The following is a 21,976-nucleotide window of genomic DNA, read 5'->3' as shown; positions in this document are numbered from 1 at the left end:
TCATAGTAACCCCAAAAAGCGTTGGCCATGAACCATCAACTATGAACTATGAACTCTATATTTGCCCTATGGAAACAATATCCTGGAACGATTTTGAAAAAGTAGAACTGCGGGTGGGTACTATCCTGGCTGTAGCCGATTTCCCGGAAGCGCGGAAACCTGCGTATAAGATAAAGGTTGATTTTGGGCCGCTGGGCATTAAATGGAGCAGCGCGCAGATCACCAAACATTATACCAAGGAAGAATTGGTGGGTAAACAGATCATCGGCGTGGTGAACTTCCCTAAAAAGCAGATCGGGCCGTTTATGTCGGAGTTTTTGGTTACCGGTTTTGCGGATGAGAATGGTGATATTGTATTATCGGCTATTGATAAACCTGTGCCTAACGGACAAAAACTGATATAAATGAGATTTATCACCTTTGGCGATGAGCCCGAAATTGTACCCGATATCTTTTTTATGAAAGAGGCCTTTAAAGAGGCTCAGCTGGCTTTGGCCGAAGATGAGATACCCATTGGCGCCGTGGTGGTTTGCAAAGGGCAGATCATTGGCCGCGGGCATAATTTGACGGAACGCCTTAACGACGTATCGGCACATGCCGAGATGCAGGCCCTTACCGCAGCAGCCAACTACATGGGCGGCAAGTACCTGCCCGAGTGTGTGTTGTACGTTACCTTAGAGCCTTGCGTAATGTGTGCCGGGGCAAGTTACTGGTTTCAGGTGGGGCGTATTGTTTTTGGTGCTTATGATACCAAATTGGGTTTTGGCCACATTAATCAAAAAATAACGCATCCTAAAACACAGATAACCGGTGGTATTATGGAAAATGAGTGCGGAGAGCTTGTGCGTGAGTTTTTTAGAAATAAAAGACTTAAAAGTTAACATTAACGTGAACAAATATCCGGCATCTGCCTTTATATTTGTGGTGTAACTATTCTTAATAAATAATTTAACCTTTAAAAATAATCACTATGGCCTTTGAATTACCAGCGTTACCATACGCTACCGACGCACTTGAACCGCACATTGATAAACTGACTATGGAAATTCACCATGGCAAACATCACCAGGCTTACGTAACCAACCTTAACGCAGCGTTGGAAGGTAAACCGGAGGCTAACAGCAGCATCGAAGATATTATTCACAATATTTCTAAATTTCCGGCACCGGTACGCAACAATGGCGGCGGCCATTACAATCACACTTTTTTCTGGACCATCCTGTCGCCTAACGGCGGTGGCGAACCTACCGGCGAACTGGCTGCAGCTATCAACAGTGCATTCGGTTCGTTTGCTGATTTTAAAACCAAATTCAGCCAGGCCGGTGCAACCCGTTTTGGTTCGGGCTGGGCATGGTTAATTGTTGGTGCCGATAAAAAACTGGCCATCACGTCAACCCCTAACCAGGACAATACCCTGATGGATATTGCCGAAGTAAAAGGCACGCCAATATTAGGCCTGGACGTTTGGGAACATGCTTACTACTTAAAATATCAAAACAAACGCCCTGATTATATCGCGGCTTTCTTTAACGTGATCAACTGGAACCACGTTGCTGAGTTGTATAAAAAAGCAATAGGATAATTTGATATTCATAACAAAAGCGGTCCAGGCAATGCAGGGATCGCTTTTTGCTTACTTGACTACTCGGATAATGTTTATTAGGCCGTGGTGACCAAAATCCACTTAAGATCTTAATACATAGCTCACTAAAGATCAAATAGCGAGTATAGATATGGGCGTTGCCTGCGGCCCGGGCTATCCGCTCATACTACACAGGCATTAGCCACAGGCCGGTATCCGCTACTACCCCTAACGCATTACCCCGGAAGCGTGAAGCCTATAGCAAGAAGCAAAAAAGAAAGCTTCATGCTCAAATCCGAAATCGAAAACCCGAAATCCGAAATCAAAATGAAAGCCATAGTTCTCGAAAGCGCCGAAAATCCCATCGTATATAAAGAAGTAGCCAAACCAACCTTGCAGGCAGGCGAAGTCCTGGTGCAGGTAAAAGCGGCCGCACTAAACCGCCGCGACTACTGGATAACTGTTGGCAAATATGCGGGGCTCAAATACCCTACTATTTTAGGATCGGATGGCGCAGGCATCGTTGCCGAAGTTGGCGATGTTGCAGATAAACAATGGTTGAATAAGGAAGTGATCATCAACCCCAGTCATGATTATGGTGCGAGTAATGATTTCCAGGGTAAAGACTTTAAGATTTTAGGCCTACCCGATGACGGCACCTTTGCTGAATATGTTAAGGTAAAAGTGGAATATCTTTATCCGAAACCGGCGCACTTAACCTGGGAACAGGCTTCGGCAATACCCCTGGCCGGATTAACAGCTTATCGCGCCTTGTTTACCAAAGGGCGATTAAAAGCCGGTGATAACGTATTGATAGTTGGCGCGGGTAGCGGCACGGGCAGCTTTGCCGTACAATGGGCTGTTGCGGCAGGTGCCGAAGTTTATGTAACATCGGGTACAGCCGAAAAGATAGAACAGGCTAAAAGCTTAGGCGCGATAGCCGGTGCAAATTATCATGATGCCGATTGGGATAAGCAATTGCATCAATTAGCCGGGGGCTTTGATGTAGTTATTGATAGTGCGTTAGGCGAAGGCTTTGCCAAAATACCCGATCTGTGCAAACCCGGTGCTCATATTGTAACCTTTGGCGGTACTGCTGGTAATTTCCCGGAATTTAATGCCCGTAAGTTTTTCTATAAGCAATTACAGCTATCGGGCTCGATGATGGGAACTGTGGAAGAGTTTGAAGCCATGCTGCAACTGGTGGATCGACACAAAATAGTACCTGTAGTTGATGAGGTGTTTACACTGAGCGAAGCTAAAGAGGCGATAGGTAAGATGGAAAAATCAACACAGTTTGGCAAGATCGTTTTAAAAGTTTCTTAAACGCTATGCTGCAGCTAAAAGTTGAAGCCATTAAATGGGAAACACCGGATACGGCCACCTTTTATTTAAGCAATGCCACCGGCCAAAAGATCGATTACCAGGCCGGGCAATTCATCACGCTTATATTTGCGCATCACCAGGATGAGATACGGCGATCCTACTCATTAAGTTCATCGCCAGATGAAACGCTATTAGCTATCACCGTTAAACGCATTGAGAACGGTGAGATATCGCGTTTTTTATTAACCAAAACCAAAGTTGGCGATATATGGAACGCCTTGCCCCCTGCCGGAAAGTTTACCCTTGCCGGTGATATCGACGAAAAAGACATTTTTTACTTTGCGGCCGGCAGCGGTATCGCACCGGTTTACGCGCATTTAAAATACCTTTTATCTACAGCAGGAAACAATCACATCACGGTGATCTATAGCAGCAGGAATGCCGAAAGTACTTTATTTTACAACGAACTAAACCAAATAGCGACAGCTCATCCCGAAAGGTTAACCGTTATTTATCTTTTTAGCGATGCAGGCCTGGATCGCAAACGCCTTAACAACGAGTTGGTGATCAGCCTGGTTAATGAGCACCTAAGATCAATAAAAGAAAAGACAATGTTTTTTATTTGCGGGCCGTTTGTTTACATGCGCATGGTGCGGCTTACGCTGATGTATATGGGTTTTGATGCTGAGCAGATCCGCAAGGAAAACTTTGTTTTAGAAACCATAACGGTGCCTGCCGACATTAAAAACTTTGCGCCAAGGATAATCAAATTAAAATTTAAGCATACCGAATATGATTTAGCTGTTGGCGAAAACCAAACCATATTACAGGCCGCACTGCAAAACAATATTGCCCTCCCTTACAGTTGTAAAGCCGGGATCTGCTCGAGTTGTACGGCAATTTGTAAAAGTGGTAAAGTAGAAATGGCGGTAAACGATGTGCTGACGGACACCGACCTGAAACATGGCTGGATACTGACCTGTACCGGCCACCCGGCAAGTGATGATGTGAGAGTGGAGTTTTTGTAGATCTATCCTCTTCTGATTTTTATATCAGGCTCCTCAGTCAGTATTTCCATTTCGGGGTAGCCCAGGTATTGCGCGTACCAATGGATGGCTGATGCCATATCAACCGCGTCTTCGGCGGTTATATTGTCGGTTTCGAAAGCCAGGCGCGAGCCATCATAATCTCCATAAAGCTGAATTTCGTCCAGGTCTGGCGTAAATGGTTCCTTATCCAAACAATAAACCTTAATGCGTAATGCGGTATCGCGCGAGCGGATCACATCGCGGCAAGCATTGTTTGGATCGGTTACCAACAAGTATACATTAGGCTCCATTAAAAATTGTAACACTAAAAACTTTAAAATAGTTTGCCTTTTTAACACTTATTTAAAATATAAAAAGCTACGCCGCAACCTATATCAACGTAGCTTTTTGTTGGATAGGTTACGGTATAACCGGGTTCGATACTATCGGGCTTTTGTTGATACCGAACTCAAAGCAGCCCAGATCTGGACTTGCGCCGGTATAGGTAAAGCCCAGGTTAACACCCTTATCGATCAGGTCGCTGCCCGATACCAGACGCAGAAAATCGTTAGTCGGCAGGGTAAAGTCGGAATGCCGGCCCTGTGTTAGCAACGATTGCGTAATGCTCACAAAATCGGCATCGGATATAGAGACGCTTAATTGCCAGTAATTATTGCTTAGCGTGCAAAGCGGTTGGTTAATGTTCACCAACTCGGCCGAGTTTGCACTGTAACCTAAGTTATTTTTCATGATGTGATTATATCCCGGCACATCGGCAGTGTAGTCGGCTTTGCGGTTAAGCATGTTATAGTTATCGGCATTTTTGTAGGCAGTATTGTTATACCAGGTGTTGCCTGTTAGGTGGTGATTGGCATAAAAACCATTGGCCTTATTGCCAACCGCTAAACAAAAACGCACGGTGTGGCTCGGGATGGTAGCCGGTACGCTTGGCGTTGTGCTGGTGCCAAAGCCGCCTATCTTAAAGCCATTGCCGTTGCCTAAACTTTGGAATGATTGGGAATAACCGTTATTAAAGGCCCAGCAGTTTTCGTACGTAATGGCCTCGAAGGCGTTGATGCAATCAAAGCCATCGTCGCTGTTAAACCAGGCACGGCAACCGCGGAATACGTTGCCGGTATAACCTACGCCCTGTTTGTACGGGTGGCAGCCAAAACCATCCACGTTACCGCCTAACTTATCCTCTGATACGTTATCCCAGTTATTATAGGCATCGCAATTTAGCACCAGGTTATTGCCGCCGCGCGTAAGGTAAAAGCCGTTGGCCATACCATCGTGCATTTTACAGGCCTCGTAAATGTTGTTGCTGCCTTCGTTGCGGAAACACTCACTTTGGGTATGCGTGGTAATGGTTACCTGCACACCTACGATCTCGATACCCTTAATATAAATGTATGAGCCGGTAACAAAAAAGGCGGTAACCCTTAATCCTGATGGTTTGATAGCCGAAAAGTTAAATACAGGTACTTCGCCGGGGTATGCGCGGTAAGTAATAGGTGCACCCGCTGTACCGCTTTTGTTGAGATAGAATACGCAATCGTACAGGCCATCGGTAAAGGCCATTTGCGAGCTGGGCACATTATAAGTACCACCGCGGATATAGATCAGATCGCCGGCAACGGCCGCGGTTTGCGCTTTTTGCACCGTAGCGAACGGCGCTGCCATGGTACCGGCGTTGCTATCGCTGCCGGTAGTAGCTACATAATAAGTGTGAGTGGCCATGGTAGCCAGCTGGCCGCTGCCCGTTACAATTTTTGATCCATCGGCAGCAGCGGGTGCGGTGCTTACCGTTTCCATTTTACTACAGCCGGCCGCAATAAAAAGCATAGCCACAGCCACGTTTTTGAGGAGCAGGCTCCTCAACGAGTTAAATTTTTTCATGAAGATAGACTAATTGGTTAGTGCCTCAGTTTAAGAGCTTTGGCTTTCTCTATAGGTTTATATGTAAACTTATTTTAATATATATACTGCGGCAACCTGTACTATCCTGTATGGTTATTGGTTTTTATAATTTAATTACTCATTGATAATCAATACATTAACAAAATAAAGCATATAAAGCATATTGACGTTTATTACAAAAAATCTTTTAAATAATATTTAAGCGATTAGTTACATGAGTTTTATGCGAGGGAAACGCCGGTGGAGACGTCGAAGTTGGGAGGGATAATATTTAGGAAATTAGTTTATTCAGAAAAATATGATGGGAACGTTATTGACATCATTATTTGTTGGGCGTGCCCCTATGGGTCGGGCTATTCGCTCATACTGCACAGGCATTAGCCACGAGGCCGGTATCCGCTACTATCCCTCACGCATCTTTGCTACGTTGATTCTGGTAATAACATCCTCTACCAGTGCCGTGATAAGGGAGTAGCGCCTGTGAGGACACAGACCACGGGGAAAAGGAAAATTGATCTTGCGAAGGATTTTTGGGATGATCTGGCTACAGGATGGCCAACCGCACCGTGGTTCGACAGGCTCACCATGACACCCTACGCGATTAATGTAGCTGCTTTAAAAAAACAAAAGGCTCCCCGGAAACCGGAAAGCCTTTTAATATTGTCGAGTTATATTATTTAACTTTCGTGTACGTGCTGCTCGCGGAACAATTTGGCGCTCAGGTAATCATTGTTCATGCGGCCAATGTTGGTGAGTGATATCTCTTTAGGGCATTCGGCTTCGCAGGCACCGGTGTTGGTGCAGTTACCAAAACCTTCGGCATCCATTTGCGCAACCATAGCCTGGGCACGGTTATAACGCTCAGGCTGACCTTGCGGTAATAAAGCGAACTGAGATATCTTAGCCGATACGAACAACATAGCCGAAGCATTTTTACATGCTGCCACGCAGGCACCGCAACCGATACAGGTGGCAGAGTTAAAGGCTTCATCAGCAATCACTTTTGAGATCGCGATCTCGTTAGCATCGGGTACACCGCCGGTATTTACCGAAATATAACCACCGGCCTGCTGGATACGATCGAACGCCGAACGATCAACAGCCAGATCTTTTACCACCGGGAAAGCTGCAGCGCGCCATGGCTCAATGGTAATGGTTTGCCCATCATGAAAGCTACGCATGTGCAACTGGCAGGTGGTAATAGCGCGTTTGGGGCCGTGCGGCTGTCCGTTAATGTACAACGAGCACATACCGCAAATACCTTCGCGGCAATCGTGGTCAAAATGGATAGGATCTTCACCTTTGTGGGTCAGGCTTTCGTTCACCACATCCAGCATTTCCAGGAATGACATATCAGGCGATATATTTTCGGCCTTGTAGGTAACCATTTTACCCGGTGTCTGCGCATTTGGTTGACGCCATACTTTCAGCGTCAGGTTCATATTTCCGCTCATTCTTAATTAGATTTGAGATATGAGATTTGAGATTTGAGACATTTTAAATGTTTTCATTTTTCAAATCAAACTGTACTTTTTAATTTTTGCTGAAATGCATAATTCATTTTCTGCAATTCAGTAATTTGTTCAACAAGCTCATCTGTGGTTTTACTATCTAATAATTCGAGTCTATTAGATATAATCAGTTGAGTTTGTAATTCGTAAGATGATCCGTTAGCTATTCCTAAAAAGTTATTAAACTCTTTGTTCGAATTTCTTCCGGCCCCTTCTGCAATATTCGAAGGAATTGAAACCGCTGCTCTTCTTGATTGGCTGGTCAATCCGAAGCGCTCATCTGATGGAAAGGTCGAAGTAGCTTTGTAAACATTTACAGCTAAATCGATCGCTTTATTCCAGATTTTCAGTTCCTTTAAATTATGCATTTTTTTACATTTTAGATGTGAGATATTAGATTTGAGATTAATTTTCGTGATTTTTGTCTCACATCTCATATCTAAAATCTCATATCTCTCTATTTGTAGCTTCTCTGGGTTAACTTAACATTTTCAAATACCAGCTCTTCTTTGTTCAGAACTTCGGGTACGTTTTCGCCTTTGTACTCCCAGGCTGCGGCAAAGGCAAAGTTATCGTCATCGCGTAAAGCTTCACCTTCTTCGGTTTGCGATTCAACCCTGAAGTGACCACCGCATGATTCTTTACGCATCAATGCGTCATCAACCATCAGTTCGCCCAGTTCGATAAAGTCGGCAACACGGCCAGCTTTTTCAAGCGACATGTTGAACTCTTCGTTCTTACCGATCACGATAGCGTTTTGCCAGAAATCGACCTTTAAAGCCTGGATCATACCTTTGGCTTTTTTCAAACCTTCTTCGGTACGGGCCATACCGCAGTATTCCCACATAATGTGGCCAAGGTCGCGGTGATATTCGTCGACAGTTTTGGTGCCTTTTAACGCTAATAATTTAGCGATACGGTCCTCAACATCTTTTTTGGTTTGTGCAAAGGCCGGGTGACTTTCGTCAATCGGTTTCGGGCCGATAGTAGCCAGGTAATCGCCTAAGGTGTAAGGGATAACAAAGTAACCATCAGCCAAACCCTGCATCAGCGCCGAAGCACCCAGGCGGTTTGCACCGTGATCGCTAAAGTTACATTCGCCCAGGGCATACAAGCCCGGTACGGTGGTCATCAGGTTATAATCAACCCAAAGGCCGCCCATGGTATAGTGCACCGCAGGATAGATACGCATTGGCACTTTATACGGGTTTTCGTCGGTAATTTGCAGGTACATGTCAAAAAGGTTACCGTATTTGGCACGTACCGCATCTTCGCCTAAGCGGGCGATCGACTCAGCAAAATCCAAAAATACGGCTACGCCCGATGCGCCTACACCTTTACCTTCGTCAACGGCTTCTTTAGCGTTACGCGATGCTACGTCGCGCGGTACCAGGTTACCAAATGACGGATATTTACGTTCCAGGAAGTAATCCCTGTCTTCTTCTTTCAGATCGTTTATCTTGATCTCGCCTTTGCGCAAACGCTGAGCGATCTCGGGAGTTTTAGGTGCCCAAACACGGCCATCATTACGCAGCGATTCGGACATCAGCGTTAACTTAGACTGGTGATCGCCGGATACCGGGATACAGGTTGGGTGAATTTGGGTATAGCAAGGGTTACCGAAGAAAGCGCCGCGTTTGTGTGCGCGCCATGCAGCGGTAACGTTACAGCCCATTGCGTTTGTTGATAGGTAGAATACGTTGCCGTAACCACCTGTGCATAACAATACGGCATGGCCGCTATGTGTTTCGATCTCGCCGGTGGTGAGGTTACGGGTAATGATACCTTGCGCCTTGCCATCAACAGTAACCACATCAAGCATTTCGGTACGGGTGTACATTTTAACCTTGCCTTCGTGGATCTGGCGGTTTAGGGCCGAGTATGCACCTAAAAGCAATTGTTGTCCGGTTTGGCCCCGTGCGTAAAACGTACGCGATACCTGTGCACCACCAAATGAACGGTTATCTAACAAACCGCCGTATTCGCGGGCAAAGGGTACGCCCTGCGCAACGCATTGGTCGATGATGTTTACCGATACTTCGGCCAGGCGGTAAACGTTGCCTTCGCGGGCACGGTAATCACCACCTTTAATGGTATCGTAAAATAAACGATAAACGCTATCGCCATCGTTACGGTAATTTTTAGCAGCGTTAATACCACCCTGTGCAGCAATGGAGTGTGCACGGCGCGGGCTATCCTGGAAACAGAAAGCTTTAACGTTGTAGCCAAGCTCGGCCAATGATGCCGCAGCAGATGCGCCGGCTAAACCGGTGCCTACTACAATAACATTATATTTACGCTTGTTTGCAGGGTTAACCAGCTTTAGGTTAAACTTGTGCTTGCTCCATTTTTCGGCTAATGGGCCTGCTGGAATTTTAGCGTCTAAGATCATTTTATAAAAAGTTTATACTGTTCTGTTGTGATAGATAAAATAAAAGATCGGCATGGCCGCAAAGCTTAGCGGAATGATGACCGCAAAGAACCAGGTGCCGATAAACTCGACCACAGGCGTGTATTTACGATGTATCCAGCCCATGGTGCGGAACGCGCTTTGAAAGCCGTGCAGCAGGTGGAACGATAAGGCGCCCATGGCAATTACGTACAGCGCAACATACCATAGGTGGCTAAAGCTTTCGGATACGGTGGCGTACATGTTTTTAACCCGCATCACTTCCATATTACCCTCGTTAGACAGGGAGTGCTCAAAATCTTTGTATTCGGGAGTGTAATCTGCCGAAGTAGTTTCGCCGGTTATGAGGTTGGTACGGTATTCTTTAAATTTTACCTGATCGGTAAATTTGTATTTATACCAAAAATCGCCCATGTGGATCACGATAAATAAAAACAGGATCGACCCTAACAGGCCCATGTTTTTTGACGACCACGATGCCGGCGAATTGTTAGACGCGGCATAAGCTATAGGGCGTGCCTTGCGGTTTTGCACGGTTAATATCAATGCATACAGCGCATGCACCACGATAGAGGCATACAACAGGTAAGCAATAACCTCGATAGGCGGAAAGTGTGTCAGGAAGTTGGCGTAAGCGTTAAAGCTATAGCCGTTATCGTTGTTAAACAGTAAAAGATTACCGCCCACATGCACAATGATAAAGGTGCACAGAAACAACCCTGTTAAAGCCATGATCAGCTTTTTGCCCAATGAAGAGTTAAAGGTTTGTTTAAAGTCGCTCATTACAGATCAGATTTATTTTTTGCCAAAAGTATTTATTAAATAGCAAAAGATTTAGATCAAATGACTCAATTATGACTGATTATTCTATTTAGAAACATTCTAATTTAACAAAATTAAAAGTTGGAATGTTGTAAGGTTTGAATGTTAGTTGTTCAATACAACCTGATTACGGTGTGGAGATGTTAATTGGTAATGATTTTGATCATGCCTTGCGAGAGCAGTTCTTTTAAAAAGTTGCAAATATCGGCTGTACCTTCCACCTCGCTTACCTCGTATTCCTGTAGCATCAGGGCAATCAGTGCGCCTACTGTGATCGGCTTGATGAGGGTATCCCATATGGCATAGGCAACTTCTCTCAATGCAACATAGTCGCCGGTTTTGATATTCATCAATATCATCTCGCCATCAATGATATTGCTTATAAAACGGCTGTCGTCGCGTTGTATCAGTGTATTTAGACTGAAGTTTTTCGAAGTAGGCATTGGTGATCCATTGATAAATGGTTAGCAAAAATAATTAAATATAATGATTAAACAACTGAAAATTAATATATTATACTTTATTAATATTATGTTTAATTGATTTACCGTTGGTTGATTTATTAATGCCGGAAATAAAGATTTACACCGCTTTACACTTTACGGAAACATTTTTATATCATTACATCAGCATCAATTAAATAACTGATATATTTAAAATTCAATAACTTTTATCACTGTGAAAAAATACCTGTTTTTATTTGTAATAGCCTTGTTAACAGCCTGCGGCAATCCAAATATCATTGAATTTGATGTAAGCGCCCCGGGTTTAACCGATGGCACGTTTGTAGTAAAGGACGATGCCGGAAAGACTGTTTTTGGCGCTAACGTGATCAATGGTAAGTGCACGGTAAAAAGCTCGCTGGAAGCTGAGGGCTTTTATACGATAGACGTGGTTAAAAACGGATCGAAAGGCCGGCACCCGGTATTTGAAATATTTTTGGAACCCGGAAAGTATGCCATTGCTGTTGATGCAGAAAGGCTGAGCCAGTACCCGGTTATTACCAGTGACTCGAAACGCCAGCAGGAGATCAGCATCTATCATAACCTGGTTACGCGGTTTAGCAAATCAATGCAGGATGATGTAGATAAAGCAATGACCGAGTTACGCGAAAAAGGCGACCGCCTTAACCGGGATCAGTTTAATGTATTAAACAAAAAAATGGCCGATGCACAGGATAAAGCACGCGCCGCTGATTTTAACGCACTGGAGAAATTTATAAAAACCAACCCGAACAGTGAGTTTGCCGCCCGGTTTATGGAGCAGCAAAACTACCGCAGCGACCCGGCAAAATATTATGCCTTGTACGAGCTAATGAGCACCCAGGCCAAAAACAGCGCCGAGGGAAAAATGATCGGCGAAAGCCTGAGCCACCTGGTAAAACTGGCACCGGGCCAAACCGCACCCGCAATTGCTGGTAAAACGTTTGATGGTAAAACCTTTGCGCAGATCACGGCGGGTAAAAAACTATTTTTGATAGATTTCTGGCGATCGGGTAATAGTTTTAGCCGTACCAACCATAGCGATATTGCCGATATTTACAATGAATTTAAGAGTAAAGGCTTTGAGGTGATCAGTGTATCGTTAGACAGTAAGGCCGATTGGTGGACCACCGCCGTTAAAGATGATAAATTACCCTGGCCTCAAATGGCCGACCTGAAAGGCAATGATTCGCCTAATGCTTTGAACTGGGGAATTAGCAAGGTACCTACTTATGACCTGGTAAGCGGCGACTGGAAGCTGATAGCTATGGACGTAAATTTGGTTGAGCTTAAACTCAGCGTATCCGAGTATCTCGAAAAACATAAATAGCCTTTATACTGCTATCACCTTATCGGGAAGAACGGCAAACAACTGATCGGTTGGCTGATGCTGCATGCTCATGCGGCCGGTAAACTTACCGAAAGAAGGTAAAATGGCCTGCTTATCGCTGAAAAAGAAACAAGGTAACGTAACGCTTTGCCTCCCCTTCCCGTGAAGGGTAACACCCGGATGGATATGCCCGCAAAGTACATAACCTGCGGCTTCGGCAAGGTTTATGGCGTTAAGCGGGTGGTGCAACATCAGGAACGGCTCCAACAGCAACTCATCGTGCAAACTAATGTTCAGTTTTTGGTAATGCTTATCGTGGATCACATCGTGGTTACCGCGTATTAAAATAACTTCCAGTTTAGGGAACTGTTCGCGCCACAGCGCAAACCAATCCCAATCGGTATTCATATCGCTGTGAAACAAGTCGCCTAAAAAGATCAGTTTTTCGGGTTTATATTCGCGGATCAGGTCGGACAGGACGGCCAGGTCGTCTTGTGCCAGATTAAGCGGGATAGCTATGCCCGCTTTACGGAAATGCCCGCCTTTACCTAAATGCACATCGGCACAGATCAATGCTTTTTGCTGTTCCCAGTAAATGGCTTTTTGGCAAAGTAACAGCAGGTTTTGATTTAAAAAAAGAAATTCGAGGGCAGCACAATTCATCGGTGCAAAAATACGGAAAGACCGTTGATTATTTTGATTTAATGATTACGCTGATTTTAGCAAAGAGACAAGCGGACCTGTATAGTTTCTCTGTATAGCATGCGATTGCCACGTCATCGCCGTTTTCAACGCGCTCTTCCTCGCAATGACACAATTGTAAAAAAGCCTTCCGGGATATCCCGGAAGGCTTTCAATTTATTAATTTTTATGGATTGGCAATTATTGCAGCTGGAACCTGTTGGTAAACGAGCTGCCATCGGGGTTGATACCGGTAATGGTTAAAAAGCCGTTTTTGATATTGGTTACTGCTTTGTCGATATCAGCCGAGCTATTGATCGGCATTTTATTGATGCTGGTGATTACTGAGCCTGGCTCCATGCCTAACTGATCGAACATCTTACCCGGACGAACCTGGGTTACTACTACGCCCGAATTAACGTGAAACTCGCTCTTTTTAGCATCGCTTAAGGGCTGGAAGCTTGCACCTAATTTGTTGTACAGCTCTTCGGCCGAGCGGTTTGTGGCTACTTTATTGGTTGCGCCTGGCTCGCTTTTTAGGGTTACGGCAAAGTTTTTTTCCGAACCATCGCGAACAACGGTAAGGTTAACTTTATCGCCCGGCTGTAAACGGCCAACGGTTTCCTGTAAGTCGGATGATTCGGTAACAGTACGGCCGTTAACTTTGGTAATGATATCGCCTTTATGTAAACCGGCCAGTTCGGCACCGCCACCTGCAACCAGGTCGCTCACGTATAAACCAACGGTATTGTTTACATGTAAGGCTTCGGCGGCATCGGGGTTAAGCTCCTGGAAGCTTACACCTACATAACCGCGTTTTACCGCGCCAAATTTTTGAATATCGTTTAATACTTTTTTAGCCAGGTTAACCGGGATGGCAAAGCCATAACCTTCGTAGCTGCCGGTTTGCGATGCAATAGCTGCATTGATACCGATGAGCTCGCCTTTGGTGTTTACCAATGCACCGCCGCTGTTGCCCGGATTAATAGCTGCATCGGTTTGGATAAACGACTCGATGCCTTTATTTAAGCGCGGAGCCTGATCTTGCTGTTGCTGACGCATACGGCCGCCAAACGGGCTCATTTGTTGCTGCTCGTCATTATCTTCGCTGCCAATAATACCTATGTTGCGGCCTTTGGCGCTAATGATACCTGCAGTTACGGTTGATGTTAAGTTAAACGGATTACCTACAGCCAACACCCATTCGCCAACGCGGGTATCATCAGAGTTACCCAATTTTACGATTGGCAGGTTAGTGGCGCTTATTTTAATTAAAGCCAGATCGGTATTAGGATCGGTACCTATTACTTTAGCCTGGAAGGTACGTTTATCATTAGTGGTTACTTCAATTTTATCGGCTTTGCTTACCACGTGGTTATTGGTTACAATATAGCCATCGGTTGAGATGATGACACCTGAGCCCGAGGCACGTTGCGGTGCTTGTGACCGTTGGCGCTGGCCGAACATCTGCCCAAACATTTGCTCCATCTGGTCATCGCCACCACCTGATGTAGCTGAATAGGTGGTACGGATGTATACAACGGCCGGTGTTACGGCTGCTGCAGCTTCGGTAAAATCAACATTACCGGTTGATGATACGGTAGAAGGCATAGGGTTGCTTGCAAAATAAACTTTCTGACGATCTTCGAAAGACATATTGCTTTCCCTGTTACTTTCAATTACCTTGTAGCCACCTATTGCCATGGCTCCGCCAAGGAACGCGGTTAGTATTGTTAAACCAATCTTTTTCATATTATTCTTTTACTCCTTTAGTTTTTACAATTTCAAATTTAATACCATATAGACGATAAGAACAATAGTATGTTATATCATTTTTTGTTAAAAAATGTTAAAGCTATATTTGACCATTCAATTACACCTTTTAACGTTTAATACGTTAATATTGATATGATTTAATAACGGAATAAAACCCGTACTATTTTAGTATAAAGATAATGAATATACAGTTTTATAAATACCAGGGTGCAGGCAACGATTTTGTTTTGGTTGACAACCGTGAAAACGTTGTAGATCATCATAATCCGGCATTAATTGCCAAAGTTTGCGACCGCCGTTTTGGTGTGGGCGGCGATGGTATGATGTTTATCCAGAATAAGGAGGGCTACGATTTTGAGATGGTTTATTACAACAGCGACGGGCAGCCAAGCAGTATGTGCGGCAACGGCGGGCGCTGTATGGTAGCCTTTGCCCGGTTTTTAGGTGTTATTGAAAACGAAACCAATTTTTTGGCTGTTGACGGACCGCATTATGCTAAAATTAATGACGAAGGCAACTGGGTAAGCCTGGAAGTGATCAACGCTGACGAAATAAAAAGGGATGGTGACGATTATGTATTGAATACCGGTTCGCCGCATTATGTAGCGCTCACTACCGGCCTTGCTGATAAAAACGTATTTGCCGATGGCCGCGCCATCCGTTACAACGATACCTATAAAGCCAAAGGCATTAACGTAAATTTTGTTGAGCCGCAGGGCGAGGGTTACTTTGTACGTACCTATGAGCGTGGTGTTGAGGACGAAACCTACGCCTGCGGTACCGGTGTTACTGCCGTTGCCTTAGCCATGGCCGTACATAATAAACAAACCGGGCATATCACTACACCTATCAAAGCGCTGGGTGGCAACCTTAACATTCGCTTTGACTACGACGGTCAAACTTTTAGCAATATTTTATTAGAAGGGCCTGCGGAGAGGGTGTTTGAGGGAGAGATTGATATTTGATGGAAGATGGATGAGGTACGATGGAAAATGTCTCTTAGCATGTCATTGCGAGCGGTAGCGTGGCAATCGCACGGAGGCAATATTCGCCCTGCAAAGCGGCTCTGTATAGCAAGAGATTATTCATTTGTGTTTGTTTTTCATAGGTATGAATGAGCTCGCTAACGCTCGGTTGTCCACGTCATCGCTGCTTTCAGCGCGCTCTTCCTCGCAATGACATGGTGAAGAAAACTATAAGTATTACCTATGATCAGCGGCTTATACGAAACCCATTTGTTTGTTGAGGACCTGCAGCGCTCGATAGTGTTTTACCGGGACACGCTCGGTTTAGAGTTGGCCCATATTGAACCGGAACGCAAGATTGCTTTTTTCTGGATCGGCAAAACTAAAGAAGCGATGTTGGGGCTTTGGGAAAAACCTAAGGACCAAATAGACATTCGTCACTTTGCATTCACCAGTACTGTGGATGATGTTTTAAACAACGCGGTACCCTGGCTAAAACAGCGGGGCCTAAAACCTTATAACTTTTTTAATGATGGTACGGAACGGCCGATGGTTTTTGCCTGGATGCCGGCTATTGCCATTTACTTTGACGACCCCGATGGACATTGCCTGGAATTTATTGCCATATTAGAAGGCGATGGCAGGGCTGATCTGGGTGTGATAAGTTATGAAGAGTGGGTCGGTAAGAATACCTCTGATTAATTATTCTTCAACCCGATCTGGTGGTTGGTATAATCAACCAAAAATTCGTTCTGGGTAAAAAAGTCGATACCAAAAATACTCCGGTTTTCGCCGCTGTTGGTTGGAGCCTCAAACCCGGTTATATTGGTCGTGTTGCTTACCGTGTATATGTAATTAAAACCATTATTGGTTACGATATGCACAGACGAGTTTGATGCCAAAGCGTTATAGCCCGGACCGATGGCCTTAGGGTCCTGAATAATGGAGTTTTGCAGATAGGCTGTACTAAAAGCCATTGGCCCGATAATGCTTGCGCCATTGCATACTATGGTACCGGTAATATAATTGGCATAACCGCCGCTTATAAGCGCGCTAAGCGGGTGCAGGTTGAAACCATTGGCAGGTTCAAGATCTGAAGGGATCAGGCCAACGGTTAACAAACACGCCCCCTGTGTACTATTGGCGTTAAAGTTTACCATACTGAGTTTAAAACCACTTATCTGCCCGCCGCTAACCGGTAAATAAGCAAGCGGACTGGCAATTAACTTATTGCCGGTACTGTACCCATGGCCTATGCCAAACAGGTCGGCATTATGCGCGGCAACCGTATTGCCCGATGGCTCTACCGCCTTGTAATATAAAAAGAAAGGAATACGTTTTGTGGTGATCTGCGGGCTAAAGCCATCGCCAAAGGTTAGGGTGGCATAAGCTAAATTGCCATACAACCTGGTACCGTTAAGCAAATCGCCATGGGTAACCATGCCTGTTTTATTGGTGATGGTAATACCGTTGTACACAACCGAGTCGCCTGTAAATATAAAACCCGAACTGCCGATCATGGAGGCCGGGAGAATGCCGGAAGCATCCATATCCAAACCAGAAGCGATGGTAGATACTGTACAGTCTTTCGCGACACTTAAGCCGCCGATATTTGAAACAGAGATGGTGAGTTTTTTACTACCGCCGGGCATAACGGTACCGGTTAATTTAATGATGGTTATTGGCTTTGCGGTTCCTGTGGTCAGGCTTGGGTCTGCTATGGTAGGATCGCCCTTTTTGCATGAGGTAAAAGCAAGCATATAGCAGAGCATTGCTGCTACCACTGGCAGTAAATTAATTGGGGGGCGATGCATTATCATAAAAAACTCAGTATCAGGTCAATGATAGTAAATTTAATTGGCATTTAAAAATTATGTGCCTGTAAAACGCCGTATGGTAGCTTTTGGTATAAAAATTAATAGTAAATTAACCTATTACATATTTGCAAAAATACTGATAATTTGGTATATTTAACAGAAAGCGCGAAGCTTCGTAAAAAGAATTAAGAGGCAAGAATCAGGAATCGAGACAAAATAATAATTGTAAAATACCGACAATTACCCCCCTATTTCAATGCAGTATCGGCGTAATAAATCATCGCCTTACGCATAAAAGCAGCAAATTCAGGGTCGGGTTTGCCATTTTGGGCCATGTATCGCTCATCGGTCATATATAATTCGGCCAGACCTTTGTACCGTACCGTGTTAAAACCTTCGTTAGGCGATAGCCCCCAGAAGCCACAAATATTAGCATAGTGCCGGGCTATTTGTTGCTGCACGGTATCGTTCTCAATATAATCTCCGGCCAAAAATCTGAACCTAAGCTGTTGCCTGATATCCTTTTGATCGGCTTTGAGTTTTTTAAGGTCGTCTTCCGGCATGGTCAGCAAGGTTTCTTCGGACCGGGTAACGGCAAGCTCGCCCCATTTTTCAATGGCATCGTTTCGCCAGGCTGTGGCCTGCTCTTTGGGCATGCCTTCGTAAAGTTCTTCGTAATTTCTCATGGTTTCGTTTTTTAAATTACTAACTGTTTTTTCAATGGTAACCAGCAAGGTATCCAGGCGCTCTTTCTTTTTGATCAGTGCCGCACGATGGCCATCAAGTGCAGTAATGAGATCAAAATCGGGATCGTCCAGTATCCGGCGTATGTCTTTAAGCGCAAAATCGAGCTCGCGGTAAAACAGTACTTGCTGCAAGCGCAATAGTTCGGCTTCGCCATAACGACGGTACCGTGCCTGTGTGCGCCGTGATGGGGTAAGTAAGCCTATTTTATCGTACAGGTGCAGTGTGCGCACACTTACACCGGTCAGTTTGGCCAACTGCTTAACTGCGTAGCTGGTATCCATAGTTTTATTGTTTGATCACAAAACTATGGTATGACGTAAGGTTAGAGTCAAGCGTTATTTGAAAATAAATTTTGAGGCCTTTACCCAGCCTATAAAAAATGTAAAAATGGCAACCAACACCCGCTTTTACGGGATGAAATACCGATAAATACCTATGTTTTGCCCCTGCTTTTGAGTTTTTATTGCGAAAATCATAAAATCAGGTAAACAGTATTTATTTAAGGGGAGAAAATCATTACCTGTTGGTTATTAACATTGCTTTGTGTTAACAATTTTTTCACATCAAAAACTTTTGATTGACCTAATTAATAACTACGTTTGAATTTTTTGTTGATGTAGCTTCTATAAATTTTTGTAGAAACCTATGCTACGTGTCGACAGTACCAAGCCCTGCCAAATTGTTTATGCTATCTGCAAGCATGAATACCTGGGCTATGTTATTGAGCCGCATATTGTTCAGCTAAATCCCAACGGTGAATTTTCGTTAACCTACCAGCGTTTATTTTCGAACACAGCTAAAGAGTTTGCTGCCTTTTTGGATGAAACCGATATCAGGCTGATCAAGATAATGGAAGACCTGGAGCAGGCGGCCATTATCCGCAAGTATTACAAAAAACAGATCAGGCCGATAGAGTTTTTTGCCAAGATATTTAACGACCAGTTTTTCGATACCATCAGGCCCAAGCTGGAAAAACGCATGGTTGAGGCGCTGGGGCTTTTAAATAACCGTCACATTTACCAGATGAGTAAAGAAGGCTATCCGGCAGGTAAAAAACTGCAGATAGCTACCGAGGCGGCTTCGGTGCTGTTCCACTTCCGTCGCAATGAGGAAGAGATACGGTACTTTCCAACCATTAAGTACCAGGGCATGCGCATTGAGTTTATGTTTAAAAATGCCGAGGTTATTTGTAACCAGCCCGCCTGGATGTTATTGGATGATACCCTGTATTATTTTGATAAGGAGATAGAAGGTAAAAAACTGGTGCCGTTTTTAAACAAGCGATATATTGCTATTCCGCGCTCGTCCGAGCAATCGTATTTTGAACGGTTTGTAGCGCCGCTCATTGAGAAGCATCACGTATATGCCGAAGGCTTCAAGATCATCAACGAAAAGCATGAGGCTACGCCGATACTGAAACCTATTTATGTAGAGAACGGTATTTCGCAATTACAGCTTTACTTTCGTTATGCCGATTATGTTTTCCCTTACGGGGATGGCAGGCTGGTATCTGTACGGATAGAGAAAAATGGCGACGAATACAGCTTTCATCGCGTTAAGCGCTCCACTGCCTGGGAGAAAGGCAAATTGCAGGAACTGGAAGACCGGGGACTGAAAACAGTTTCGTCATTATTCCAAAACCTGGAAGTAAAAGTTACTGAGGAAGATGCCGACCAATCGTTCTCGGTATTTGAATGGCTCAACCAGCACCATGATGAACTGCTGACCGAAGGCTTTGAACTGGAGCAACCCGACGGGCAAAAACGCTACCTGTTTGGCAGCAGTAAAATAGACCTGCAGGTAAAAGAGAATAACGACTGGTTTGATATCTATGCCGTGGTGCATTTTGGCCCGTACCAAATTCCGTTTATGGAGTTGCGTAACCATATTTTGAACCGCAAAAAAGAGTTTTTGCTACCCTCGGGCGAGATAGCCGTGATACCCGAAAAATGGTTTTCGCAATACGGTAACCTGCTGGCCTTTGCCGAAACCGATAAGGATCTGAAGCTGCGCAAGCACCACGTTGGCCTGATAAACGACCTGACCGATGGTGAAATGGCGGGTATATCCATTAACCGCAAACTGCAAAAGTTAGTTGAGTTTGAAGAAATGGAAGAGATAGCCATGCCGGTTAATTTTACCGGCACCTTGCGGCATTATCAGCAGGCGGGTTATAACTGGTTCCACTTTTTAAAGGACTATCATTTTGGTGGTTGTTTGGCCGATGATATGGGTTTGGGTAAAACCATCCAAACACTGGCGCTGATACAAAAGAACAAGGAGCATGCCGAAGCGGCAGGTAAAAGCAATACCTCGCTCATTATTATGCCTACATCGTTGATCTATAACTGGCTTAACGAGGCTAAAAAGTTTACTCCGCAGCTTAAGCTGATGGTGCATACGGGCACGTTCAGGAATAAATCGCCGGAGGTGTTTGGCAATTATGATGTGGTGATCACTACCTACGGCATTACCCGGATAGATATTGATGTGCTGAAGGAGTTCTTTTTTGATTATGTGATATTGGATGAAAGCCAGAACATCAAAAACCCATCGTCAAAATCGTATAAATCGGTTAAACAGCTTAAATCGGCATACAAGCTGATACTGAGCGGTACGCCGGTTGAAAACTCGGTGAATGACCTGTGGACGCAGATGTCGTTCATTAACCCGGGCCTGCTGGGTAGCCAGCAGTTTTTTCAGAATGAGTTTGTAACGCCGATAGAAAAGAAAAAAGATGAGGATAAGGCGCGCAAACTGCAGGCTATTATCAAACCGTTTGTACTACGCCGCACCAAAGAGCAGGTAGCAACCGAGTTGCCGCCAAAAACCGAAAACCTTTTTTATTGCCAGATGAGCGAGGAGCAGGCCAATGTTTACGAAAAAGTAAAATCGGAATACCGGAACGAGTTACTGAAAAGTTTGGAGGACGGCACGTTTGCCAAATCGCAAATGCAGGTGTTGCAGGGGCTGATCAAGCTGCGGCAGATAGCCAATCACCCTTCGATGATCGATGAGAATTATGAGGGTGATTCGGGCAAGTTTGAGAACGTGACCCATACACTGACTAATGTATTGGATGGTGGCCATAAGGTGCTCATATTTTCGCAATTCGTAAAGCAGCTCACCATTTACCGCCAGCATCTGGAGCAGGAAAGTATACCGTATGTTTACCTGGATGGCAGTACGCAGAACCGTGGCGAGATCGTTAAAAAGTTCCAGGAAGATGAAACTACCCGGGTATTCCTGATCTCGATCAAGGCCGGTGGTGTGGGCCTGAATTTAACCGAGGCCGATTACGTATTCATCCTCGACCCGTGGTGGAACCCGGCTGTTGAGCAGCAGGCTATTGACCGTACGCACCGCATCGGGCAAACCAAAAATGTGTTTATTTACAAGTTCATCACCAAGGATACGGTTGAGGAAAAGATCCTGGCATTACAACAACGGAAACTAAGCCTGTCGCGCGCGCTGATCACTACTGAGGAGAGTTTCATCAAATCGCTTTCGGCTGAGGATATTAAGGAGATATTGGGGTAAGGAACCTAAATGTCATTGCGAGCGATAGCGCGGCAATCG

20 protein-coding genes are annotated in these 21,976 nt (G+C 44.8%); 9 read left to right on the top strand and 11 right to left on the bottom strand.

Annotated features, from left to right (window positions below; genetic code table 11):
* The first annotated feature begins 68 nt into the window (after nt 1-68).
* From ACFGVR_RS09240 to ACFGVR_RS09220, 5 genes are all read left to right on the top strand, one after another.
* Entirely contained in the window at nt 69-404 is a 336-nt protein-coding gene (locus tag ACFGVR_RS09240) for a tRNA-binding protein (RefSeq protein ID WP_448702525.1), read from the top strand.
* Entirely contained in the window at nt 405-881 is a 477-nt protein-coding gene (locus ACFGVR_RS09235) for a nucleoside deaminase (RefSeq protein ID WP_448702524.1), read from the top strand.
* An 89-nt stretch (nt 882-970) separates the two neighbouring features.
* A complete protein-coding gene (locus tag ACFGVR_RS09230) occupies nt 971-1,582 on the top strand; it encodes a superoxide dismutase (RefSeq protein ID WP_448702523.1) in 612 nt (203 codons plus the stop codon).
* A gap of 327 nt (nt 1,583-1,909) precedes the next feature.
* On the top strand, nt 1,910-2,908 hold the full coding sequence (locus ACFGVR_RS09225; protein ID WP_448702522.1) for a quinone oxidoreductase family protein: 999 nt from the start codon (nt 1,910-1,912) through the stop codon (nt 2,906-2,908).
* Nucleotides 2,909-2,913: 5 nt separating this feature from the next.
* Nucleotides 2,914-3,936: a 2Fe-2S iron-sulfur cluster-binding protein gene (locus ACFGVR_RS09220; protein ID WP_448702521.1), complete on the top strand. Its 1,023-nt coding sequence runs from the start codon at nt 2,914-2,916 to the stop codon at nt 3,934-3,936.
* A 2-nt stretch (nt 3,937-3,938) separates the two neighbouring features.
* On the opposite strand, the gene ACFGVR_RS09215 is transcribed toward ACFGVR_RS09220, so the two are convergent.
* The 7 genes from ACFGVR_RS09215 to ACFGVR_RS09185 all read right to left on the bottom strand — a co-directional run bounded on the left by ACFGVR_RS09215 (nt 3,939) and on the right by ACFGVR_RS09185 (nt 11,042).
* The gene (locus tag ACFGVR_RS09215; protein WP_448702520.1) at nt 3,939-4,262 is read right to left on the bottom strand and encodes a hypothetical protein; all 324 of its coding nucleotides are present in this window, start codon (nt 4,260-4,262) and stop codon (nt 3,939-3,941) included.
* Nucleotides 4,263-4,356: 94 nt separating this feature from the next.
* Complete coding sequence (locus ACFGVR_RS09210) at nt 4,357-5,835, bottom strand: right-handed parallel beta-helix repeat-containing protein (protein ID WP_448702519.1); 1,479 nt, start codon at nt 5,833-5,835, stop codon at nt 4,357-4,359.
* A gap of 698 nt (nt 5,836-6,533) precedes the next feature.
* Nucleotides 6,534-7,310: a succinate dehydrogenase/fumarate reductase iron-sulfur subunit gene (locus ACFGVR_RS09205; RefSeq protein WP_448702518.1), complete on the bottom strand. Its 777-nt coding sequence runs from the start codon at nt 7,308-7,310 to the stop codon at nt 6,534-6,536.
* 65 nt (nt 7,311-7,375) lie between these two features.
* Nucleotides 7,376-7,735 (bottom strand): four helix bundle protein, encoded by a 360-nt coding sequence (locus ACFGVR_RS09200; RefSeq protein WP_448702517.1) that lies wholly within the window; start codon nt 7,733-7,735, stop codon nt 7,376-7,378.
* Between the two features lie 89 nt (nt 7,736-7,824).
* The gene (locus tag ACFGVR_RS09195; protein ID WP_448702516.1) at nt 7,825-9,759 is read right to left on the bottom strand and encodes a fumarate reductase/succinate dehydrogenase flavoprotein subunit; all 1,935 of its coding nucleotides are present in this window, start codon (nt 9,757-9,759) and stop codon (nt 7,825-7,827) included.
* Between the two features lie 12 nt (nt 9,760-9,771).
* Nucleotides 9,772-10,560, bottom strand: a complete 789-nt coding sequence (locus ACFGVR_RS09190) for a succinate dehydrogenase cytochrome b subunit (protein WP_448702515.1) — start codon at nt 10,558-10,560, stop codon at nt 9,772-9,774.
* Between the two features lie 182 nt (nt 10,561-10,742).
* Entirely contained in the window at nt 10,743-11,042 is a 300-nt protein-coding gene (locus tag ACFGVR_RS09185) for a PqqD family peptide modification chaperone (RefSeq protein WP_448702514.1), read from the bottom strand.
* A gap of 235 nt (nt 11,043-11,277) precedes the next feature.
* Between ACFGVR_RS09185 and ACFGVR_RS09180 the strand changes: the two genes are divergently transcribed.
* Entirely contained in the window at nt 11,278-12,411 is a 1,134-nt protein-coding gene (locus ACFGVR_RS09180) for a TlpA family protein disulfide reductase (RefSeq protein WP_448702513.1), read from the top strand.
* A gap of 3 nt (nt 12,412-12,414) precedes the next feature.
* Here ACFGVR_RS09180 and pdeM read toward each other — a convergent pair whose 3' ends face one another.
* Both pdeM and ACFGVR_RS09170 read right to left on the bottom strand, forming a co-directional pair.
* Nucleotides 12,415-13,074: a ligase-associated DNA damage response endonuclease PdeM gene (gene pdeM, locus ACFGVR_RS09175; protein ID WP_448702512.1), complete on the bottom strand. Its 660-nt coding sequence runs from the start codon at nt 13,072-13,074 to the stop codon at nt 12,415-12,417.
* 219 nt (nt 13,075-13,293) lie between these two features.
* Nucleotides 13,294-14,844, bottom strand: coding sequence for a trypsin-like peptidase domain-containing protein (locus tag ACFGVR_RS09170; RefSeq protein ID WP_448702511.1), 1,551 nt, complete (start codon nt 14,842-14,844; stop codon nt 13,294-13,296).
* 203 nt (nt 14,845-15,047) lie between these two features.
* On the opposite strand from ACFGVR_RS09170, the gene dapF reads away from it, so the two are divergent.
* On the top strand, nt 15,048-15,833 hold the full coding sequence (gene dapF, locus ACFGVR_RS09165; protein ID WP_448702510.1) for a diaminopimelate epimerase: 786 nt from the start codon (nt 15,048-15,050) through the stop codon (nt 15,831-15,833).
* A 243-nt stretch (nt 15,834-16,076) separates the two neighbouring features.
* A complete protein-coding gene (locus tag ACFGVR_RS09160; RefSeq protein ID WP_448702509.1) occupies nt 16,077-16,535 on the top strand; it encodes a VOC family protein in 459 nt (152 codons plus the stop codon).
* On the opposite strand, the gene ACFGVR_RS09155 is transcribed toward ACFGVR_RS09160, so the two are convergent.
* Together ACFGVR_RS09155 and ACFGVR_RS09150 are read right to left on the bottom strand one after the other, a co-directional pair.
* Nucleotides 16,532-17,593, bottom strand: coding sequence for a hypothetical protein (locus tag ACFGVR_RS09155; protein ID WP_448702508.1), 1,062 nt, complete (start codon nt 17,591-17,593; stop codon nt 16,532-16,534). The two genes, ACFGVR_RS09160 and ACFGVR_RS09155, sit on opposite strands and share 4 nt — an antisense overlap.
* 305 nt (nt 17,594-17,898) lie before the next feature.
* Nucleotides 17,899-18,678: a MerR family transcriptional regulator gene (locus tag ACFGVR_RS09150; RefSeq protein ID WP_448702507.1), complete on the bottom strand. Its 780-nt coding sequence runs from the start codon at nt 18,676-18,678 to the stop codon at nt 17,899-17,901.
* 364 nt (nt 18,679-19,042) lie between these two features.
* Between ACFGVR_RS09150 and ACFGVR_RS09145 the strand changes: the two genes are divergently transcribed.
* Complete coding sequence (locus tag ACFGVR_RS09145) at nt 19,043-21,937, top strand: DEAD/DEAH box helicase (RefSeq protein ID WP_448702506.1); 2,895 nt, start codon at nt 19,043-19,045, stop codon at nt 21,935-21,937.
* The last annotated feature ends 39 nt before the right edge of the window (nt 21,938-21,976 follow it).

The sequence above is a fragment of the Mucilaginibacter aureus genome, assembly GCF_053514885.1.
Note: the sequence above shows the minus strand (reverse complement) of the source record. Positions and strands in the feature narration are given on the sequence as shown.